The sequence below is a fragment of the Protofrankia sp. CiP1_Cm_nod4 genome (assembly GCF_982290645.1).
Genome location: NZ_CEVIVC010000038.1, coordinates 1 through 7,006, shown reverse-complemented (window position 1 = coordinate 7,006; position 7,006 = coordinate 1). Strand labels below are relative to the sequence as shown.

At 72.2% G+C, this 7,006-nt stretch carries 5 protein-coding genes; 3 read left to right on the top strand and 2 right to left on the bottom strand.

What is annotated here, in order from left to right; genetic code table 11:
• Positions 1-919, bottom strand: a 919-nt coding sequence (locus tag AC5LSR_RS09750) for a TauD/TfdA dioxygenase family protein (RefSeq protein ID WP_493465029.1), incomplete at its 3' end; no start/stop codon positions are given.
• 365 nt (positions 920-1,284) lie between these two features.
• Positions 1,285-2,550, bottom strand: a complete 1,266-nt coding sequence (locus tag AC5LSR_RS09745; RefSeq protein ID WP_250285507.1) for an ROK family protein — start codon at positions 2,548-2,550, stop codon at positions 1,285-1,287.
• Positions 2,551-3,415: 865 nt separating this feature from the next.
• Here AC5LSR_RS09745 and AC5LSR_RS09740 point away from each other — a divergent pair.
• The 3 genes from AC5LSR_RS09740 to AC5LSR_RS09730 are packed head-to-tail and all read left to right on the top strand — an operon-like array spanning position 3,416 to position 6,894.
• Positions 3,416-4,756, top strand: coding sequence for an efflux RND transporter periplasmic adaptor subunit (locus tag AC5LSR_RS09740; protein ID WP_250287053.1), 1,341 nt, complete (start codon positions 3,416-3,418; stop codon positions 4,754-4,756).
• A 3-nt stretch (positions 4,757-4,759) separates the two neighbouring features.
• Complete coding sequence (locus tag AC5LSR_RS09735) at positions 4,760-5,665, top strand: ABC transporter ATP-binding protein (RefSeq protein ID WP_250292797.1); 906 nt, start codon at positions 4,760-4,762, stop codon at positions 5,663-5,665.
• Positions 5,662-6,894 (top strand): ABC transporter permease, encoded by a 1,233-nt coding sequence (locus AC5LSR_RS09730; protein ID WP_250287057.1) that lies wholly within the window; start codon positions 5,662-5,664, stop codon positions 6,892-6,894. Before AC5LSR_RS09735 ends, AC5LSR_RS09730 begins: the two co-directional genes overlap by 4 nt.
• Positions 6,895-7,006: the final 112 nt, after the last annotated feature.

The following is a 7,006-nucleotide window of genomic DNA, read 5'->3' as shown; positions in this document are numbered from 1 at the left end:
CGAGGAAGGGCTGCCCGGCCACGGGTTCCGACTGCCGCCCGTCGACCCCGACCGGGATGTCCCCTTCCAGGGTGATCCGGTACAGCACGCGGTCGAAGTCGAGGTGGCCCAGGTCGGACGGGCCCAGATGCGCGGTCGCCCGGTTGTCCCAGAAAGCGACGTCACCCGGGCTCCAGCGGAACCGCACCGTGTACTCGGGCCGGGCGATCTGCTCGTAGAAGAGCTCGAGAATCCGGTGGCTCTGCCGCGGGGAGAACCCGATGATCTCGTTCTCCCCGGAGGTGAAGCTCGGGCTGACGAAAAGCGCCCGCTCACCCGTTTCCGGGTGCACCCGGACCACCGGGTGCACCGCCACCAGCGGATTCGACGCGATCTTCTCCCCGTAGGGGGTCCCGGCCAGCAGGCGGGGGCTGAAGCTGTGCTTGGCCCGTAGCCCGTCGGCGAGCCTGCGCAGTTCTTCCGGAAGGCCCTCGTAAGCCGCGACCAGATTCGTCCAGGCGGTGTCACCGCCGTACGGGGGGACAATGTCGGCGCGCAGGATCGACCCGGCCGGCGGGTTCACCAGCGCCGTGACATCGGTGTGCCAGCCGTTGTCATAGGTGACCTTCCGCTTGCCGAACTTCTTCTCGTAACGGCGGCTGTCGATCGGCAGGATCTGCGGGAAGCCCTCGGGCGGGGCGTCCTCGTGCGGATGGGCGGGAGTGATCTTACCGAACCTGGCGCCGAAGGCGATCTGCTCGGCGTGGCCGATGGACTGGTCGCGGAAGAACACGACCTTCCAGCGCAGCAGGGCGGAACGGATCTCGGCGATCGTGGCGTCGTCGGGCCGCTGGCTCAGGTCGACGCCGTGAATCTCGGCTCCGGTGTGCCCGGAAAGCGGCCGGACGTCGATACCCAGCCGCTGGACGGTACTTGTCATCGCTGCGTGCTCCAGACTGGTTGGCGGAAAGAACAGCCGGCCACCGGCATACAGCTGGGATACGAGTGGCACAGCAAACGGCGGCGGCAGCCCGCGGCGGGCCCTGAATCACTCGGAAGAACGCCACGGAACCACGGCCCCGACGCCTACGAAAGAATCAGGGCCAGCACGTCGCGTAATGCAGGAGAACAGTGACGGGCGACACGGTCAGCACACCCGGGCAATGCGCACCGGCACGATGCGCACGCCGGCGGCGTACATTCATGAGATGTACGCCGGGACGCGGTGTACCCGATGTCGCTCATGTTTCGATAATCATGCCGCCGGCCGGCCGGGTCAATGTTTACCGTTCGAGTGAAAATAACTCAGCCGGGCAGCCGTCCGGCTCCGGCCCCGGCTCCGGCCCGGGCCGGGGCCGGGGCCGGGGCCGGGGCCGGGCACAGGCTGCGTGGGCTGCGGTGGACGGCGTCCAGCACGGTCGCGCTCGCCGCGACGGCAAGGGTGCGCGGGCCGAAACGGGTGGGCAGCACGGTGCGTTCGGGGCTGGCGCACACCCGTGAGTACGCCGCGATCTGCTCGTACAGGTCGGGCAGCAGGTCCGGCAGGAAGATCGCGGCAGCCTCGGTGAGTACCAGCACCTCCGGATCGATCATGTCCAGCAGCAGGGCCACCAGCCGGCCGATGACGCGCAGCCGCTCCCGGAAGAGCGCCAGTACGCGCTGGTCGCCACGGCGGGCCGCGTCCAGCAGGAGACACAGGTCGGGCTTCTCGATCATCCCTTCCCGGGCCGCCCGCTCCAGCAGGACCCGTTCCGAGATGGCGGCCTGCACACAGCCGGACCGCCCGCAGGGGCAGCGCACCGAACTGTCCGCCAGCGGCAGGTGGGCGACGTCCCCGGCGCCGGCGTGCGGGCCCCAGTGCACCTCGCCGCCAGTGGCGATCGCCGCGTCGACGACGTTCCCGACGAACAGGTGCACCAGGCTGCGCCGGGCCCGCGGATCCCCGAACATGATCTCCGCCTGCGCCAGCGCACGGGCATGGCCGTCCACATGGACGGGCAGGCCGGTCGTCTCGGCGAGCACCTGGCGGACCGGCACGTCACGCCACCCCAGCAGCCCGTGCTCGACGATGACCCCACGCTGCGGGTCCACCCATCCGCCGGTGACCACCCCCAGCCCGAGCAGCCGGGTGCCCCGGGCGTGCCGTGCCACGAAGCCGGGAAGATACTGGCTGATCTGCCGCAGCACCTCGTGCGCGTCGCCCTGGTGCGGCACGCTCTCGTGGGCCACCACCTGGCCGCGCAGGTCCACCAGGCCGAAGGTGATGCTGGGGACGGCGATGTGCACCCCGCAGGCGAGGTGACGCTGGGTGTCGATGTCCAGGGGGACGAACGGCCGGCCGGCGCGCGGCGGGCTGGACAGCGCCGGCAGCTCGCGCAGCAGCCCGAGGGAGATCAGGTCAGCGGTCTGCCGCGACACCACGGCCGGGCTCAGCCCGGTCGCGCGGCCGATGAGGGTACGCGCCACCGGCCCGTGATCCAACACGGCGCGCAGCACCACCGCGGCGGTGCCGGTCGGGTCCGGGCGGACCGCGGTCATGGACGACGCCAGGGACTGGTTGCGTGCCGGCATGGCTGACCTCCTCGCGGCTGCGGTGCTGCATGCGGACTCGGCAGGGCCGCGGATGCGCGGACGTCGTCACGGCCCACGTGGTGGGCGGACACACGGACCCACGTCGCCCGTCCCGCAAATGATCAATCTGATGGGGCCCGAGGCCCTGGTCAGGGCTGACACCCCTCTCGATGCCGCCTGCCAGCAGGGAAACAGCGGAGCCCGGGATGAAGAAGGAGTACATGTATCCGGACGGCCTGGGCACGCTGGGAATCCAGCGGCGGCATCAGGCGGATGGACAGAGCGCGCTCGCCACGCGACGGAGGTCGACGTGCGCGCGGCAGACCAGATAGGTATGCCGGCTCATACCCTCGACGCTAGGCAACACCCGAATGGTTGTCAACCAGGCCGATGGGGAACACCCGCCCCATCCCCATCCCTGCCGCCGCCGCCCGGCCGGCGTCCGGCGTCCGGCGTCCGGCGCGACGGACCGCCGAGGCCGGGCCGGCGGCGGGAACGTACGCGGGCCCGCGCCGCGATCAGCGAGCGAGCCCGCCGCGGCACCGCGCCGTCGCCGGGAACCTCCATTGGCGGACGCGCCAGCCAAACAATTCGACAACCAGCGGACGCCGGTCAGAATATCATCGTCAGATAAAGTCACGATCAGGAATTCCACCGGATTTCCTCAGTAAACACCAAGACTTCTCCGCGAGGCTCAAGGCACGTTGGTCCCGGTCGGGAACCGCTCGCGACCAGCACCGGCCGTGATTGTTCCGGTGTCTCCGGCAGGCCGTCCGGGCATGCGGAAACCCGTGATCGTATGCTCTCCGGCCGACCGGGGACACAGGTGGATCCGCCCCGTTCACCGGGGCTTTCGGAGGAGTGGATGCAGGTACGGCGTGCGCGCCCACGGATCGGGCGCAGGACGCTTGCCCTCACGGCGGTGGCTGCCGTCGTGATCGCGGCGGGTTCCATAACGATCGGCCTGGCGGTCTCCTCGTCCGCCGGCGGCAGCGGCCCGCGGCTGGTGGCGGCTGGCCCCGGGACGATCCGGCAGACGGTTCCGGCCACCGGGGTCATCCAGGCCGCCCACCAGGCCAATCTGACCTTCGGGGTGTCCGGCCGGGTCACCGGCGTCGCGGTCACCGTCGGCCAGCAGGTCATGGCCGGACAGGCGCTGGCCACGATCGACTCGGCGGCGCTGGCGGCCTCGGTCGCCCAGGCCGAGGCCACCGTGGCCAACAACGAGTCCAAGCTGTCCGCGGATCGCAGCGCCGGGGCGTCCGACGCGCAGGTGAACGCCGACAACCAGGCCGTCACCGCCGCGCGCAACGCGCTGGCCGCGGCCCAGCAGGCGCTGTCCCAGACGACGTTGACCTCACCGATAGCCGGCACGGTCGCGGCCGTCAGCCTGACCGTCGGCCAGCAGGTCTCCGGTGGCGGGACGACCGCCTCCGGCGGGACGGGCGGCGGGAACGGGGGCGGCGGCGGGAGCGCGGCGGGCTCCGCCTCGACCAGCGCGGCGTCGGCCTCGTCCGCGCAGGTGGTGGTGGTCGGCTCGGACGGCTACACGATCGCGGCGAACGTCGACGACACCCAGATCGGCGAGATCAAGAAGGGGGACCAGGCGGTTGTCGTCCCGAACGGCGCCACCACAACGCTGTCCGGAACGGTCACCACTGTCGGCCTGCTGCCGGCCCAGAGCTCGGGGGCCGCTTCGGGGACGGCCTCGGGCGTCGCGGTGTACCCGGTCACCATCGACGTCGCCGGGACCCCGACGGGGCTGCACCTCGGGGCCAGCGCGCAGGTGCAGATCATCGTCCGGCAGCTCACCGACGTCCTGACCGTGCCGACCGCGGCCCTGCACTACAACGGCGCCCAGGCGCAGGTGTACCAACTGGTCGAGGGCCGGCAGGTGCCCCGGGCGGTGACGGTCGGGGTGAGCTCCGGCGGCGTCACGCAGATCACTGACGGGCTGGCGGCCGGTGACATGGTGCTGCTGCCCGAGACGGCCTCCGCCGGACGCGCCGGTGGCGGCAGGGAGGTCTCGAACGGCCGTTCCGGCGGCGGTGCCGGCTTCGGTGGCGGCGGTGCCGGCGGGTTCGGTGGCGGTGCCGGCTTCGGTGGCGGCGGTGCCGGCTTCGGTGGCGGTGCCGGCGGCGGCGGTGGGTTCGGCGGCGGTGGCGCCGGCTTCGGCGGGGGCGTCCGCGGCGGCGGGGCGGGCTGAGCCGTGGCCGAGAGCGGAGCACTCCACGCCGGGGCGCCGGCCGGCCCGGCACCCGTCATCGAACTCGACGACGTCCGCAAGACCTACCGGACCGGCGCCATCGAGGTCGACGCGCTGCGCGGTGTCGACCTGCGCATCTCCGAGGGGGAGTACATAGCGATCATGGGCCCGTCCGGGTCGGGCAAGTCGACCCTGATGAACATTCTCGGCTGCCTCGACATACCCACCTCGGGCCACTACCGCCTTGCCGGCGAGGACGTCGCCCGGATGTCCGAGGACGATCTCGCCGAGATCCGCAACCGGCGGATCGGCTTCGTCTTCCAGCAGTTCAACCTGCTTCCCGCCCTGTCCGCGTGGCGCAACGTGGAACTGCCGCTGTGCTACGCCGGGACGGGGCGGGCGCGGCGTCGCGTCCGGGCGGTCGAGGCGCTGGAGAGGGTGGGCCTGGGGGACCGGATCGCCCACCGCCCGAACGAGCTCTCCGGCGGCCAGCAGCAGCGGGTCGCCGTCGCCCGGGCGCTGGTCACCGACCCCGCGCTCATCCTCGCCGACGAACCGACCGGCAACCTCGACAGCGCGTCCACCCAGGACGTGCTCGACCTGCTCGGCGAGCTGCACGCGTCCGGCCGCACGATCGTGCTCATCACCCACGAGCCCGAGGTCGCCGCCACCGCCAGCCGGGTGGTGCGCATCCGGGACGGCGGCATCCAGGACGACACCAGCCTGGATCATCCAGGCGGTGACGCCGACCAGCCCGGGGACGTCGGATTCGGGGCCAGCGCCGGATTCGGAGCCGTTGCCCGACCAGGCCCCGGCTCCGGCTCCGGTGACGGCCCCGGCTCCGAGCGCGGGCCCGGGAGGACAGCCCACGGCGATGCGGCCCGGCTCACCTGGGAGATCCGCCCGTGAGCTGGATGGAGACAATACGCATTGGCTTCGACGCGGTACGTACACACCGGTCCCGTTCAGCCCTGACCGTCCTCGGGATTCTCATCGGCATCGCCGCGGTCATCCTCACGGTGGGTCTCGGCCAGGGTGCCCAGAACCAGGTCCGTGACCAGATCGACTCCCTGGGCCGCAACCTGCTCGTGGTCACCCCGGGCAGCGCCACCAGCAGCGACGGCATCCGCGGCGGCTTCGGCTCGGCCTCGACCCTGACCATGCACGACGCCGAGGCACTGGCCTCGAAGGACGTCGCCCCGGACATCGCCGCGGTCGCGCCGGCCAGCCAGCGCAGCCTGCCGCTGACGGCCGGCACGTCGAACTGGACCACCACGGTCGTCGGGACGACCCCTGACTGGCTGTCGGTCCGGGCCCGCAAGATCGCCTCCGGCCGTTTCCTGACCAGCCAGGACGTCGCCGCCCAGGCCGCGGTCGTCGTGCTCGCCGCCAGCACCGCCGAACAGCTGTTCGGCGGCCGCGACCCCGTCGGCGCCACCGTGGCGGTCGCCGGGGTCCCCACGCAGGTGGTCGGGACGCTCACGGCGGCCGGCTCGTCCGCCACGGCCAACGAGGACGACCAGGCGATCATGCCGATCAGCACCGCGGCGAACCGGGTGTTCGGCGGCGCGGCCCGCGCCTCCGTGCAGAGCATCTACCTGGAGGCGTCGTCGGCCCGGACGCTGTCCGCCGCCCACCAGGAGGCCACCAGCACGCTGCTGGCGCTGCACCGCGTCAGCACACCCGCCGCCGCCGACTTCACCATCGCCAGCCAGCGGTCCATCCTGGCCGCCGCCACCTCGGTGGACCGGACGCTCACCGTGCTGCTCGGCGGGATCGCCGCGATCTCGCTGCTGGTCGGTGGCATCGGCGTGATGAACATCATGCTGGTTTCCGTCACCGAACGCATCCGAGAGATCGGCCTGCGCAAAGCACTGGGCGCGCCACCTCGGGTGATCAGACGCCAGTTCCTGGTGGAGGCGTCCATCCTCGGCCTGGCCGGCGGGCTCGCCGGCGCCGCCCTCGGGCTGCTGGGAGACGCGGTGCTCCCCCACCTGATCTCCCAGCGGATCGACGTCTCGCTCCCCGCGACCGTCGGCGCGATCGTCGTCGCGATGGGGATCGGGGTTGGGTTCGGCGTCTACCCGGCCAGCAGGGCGGCCAGGCTGGCCCCCATCGACGCGCTGCGCAGCGAATGACGACCCGCCACCGCCCGGCCCTGTCCCGCCTCCGGGGCCACGATCAGGAAAACGAGCCCACCGTGCCCGAACCAACCCTCCCCGGCCCGCACCGGCCCAGCCCGCACCTACC

Excerpts from the sequence above, each read along its gene's own strand:
- AC5LSR_RS09745 (WP_250285507.1), bottom strand. The coding sequence starts at position 2,550 with ATGCCGGCACGCAACCAGTCCCTGGCGTCGTCCATGACCGCGGTCCGC.
- AC5LSR_RS09740 (WP_250287053.1), top strand. The coding sequence starts at position 3,416 with ATGCAGGTACGGCGTGCGCGCCCACGGATCGGGCGCAGGACGCTTGCC.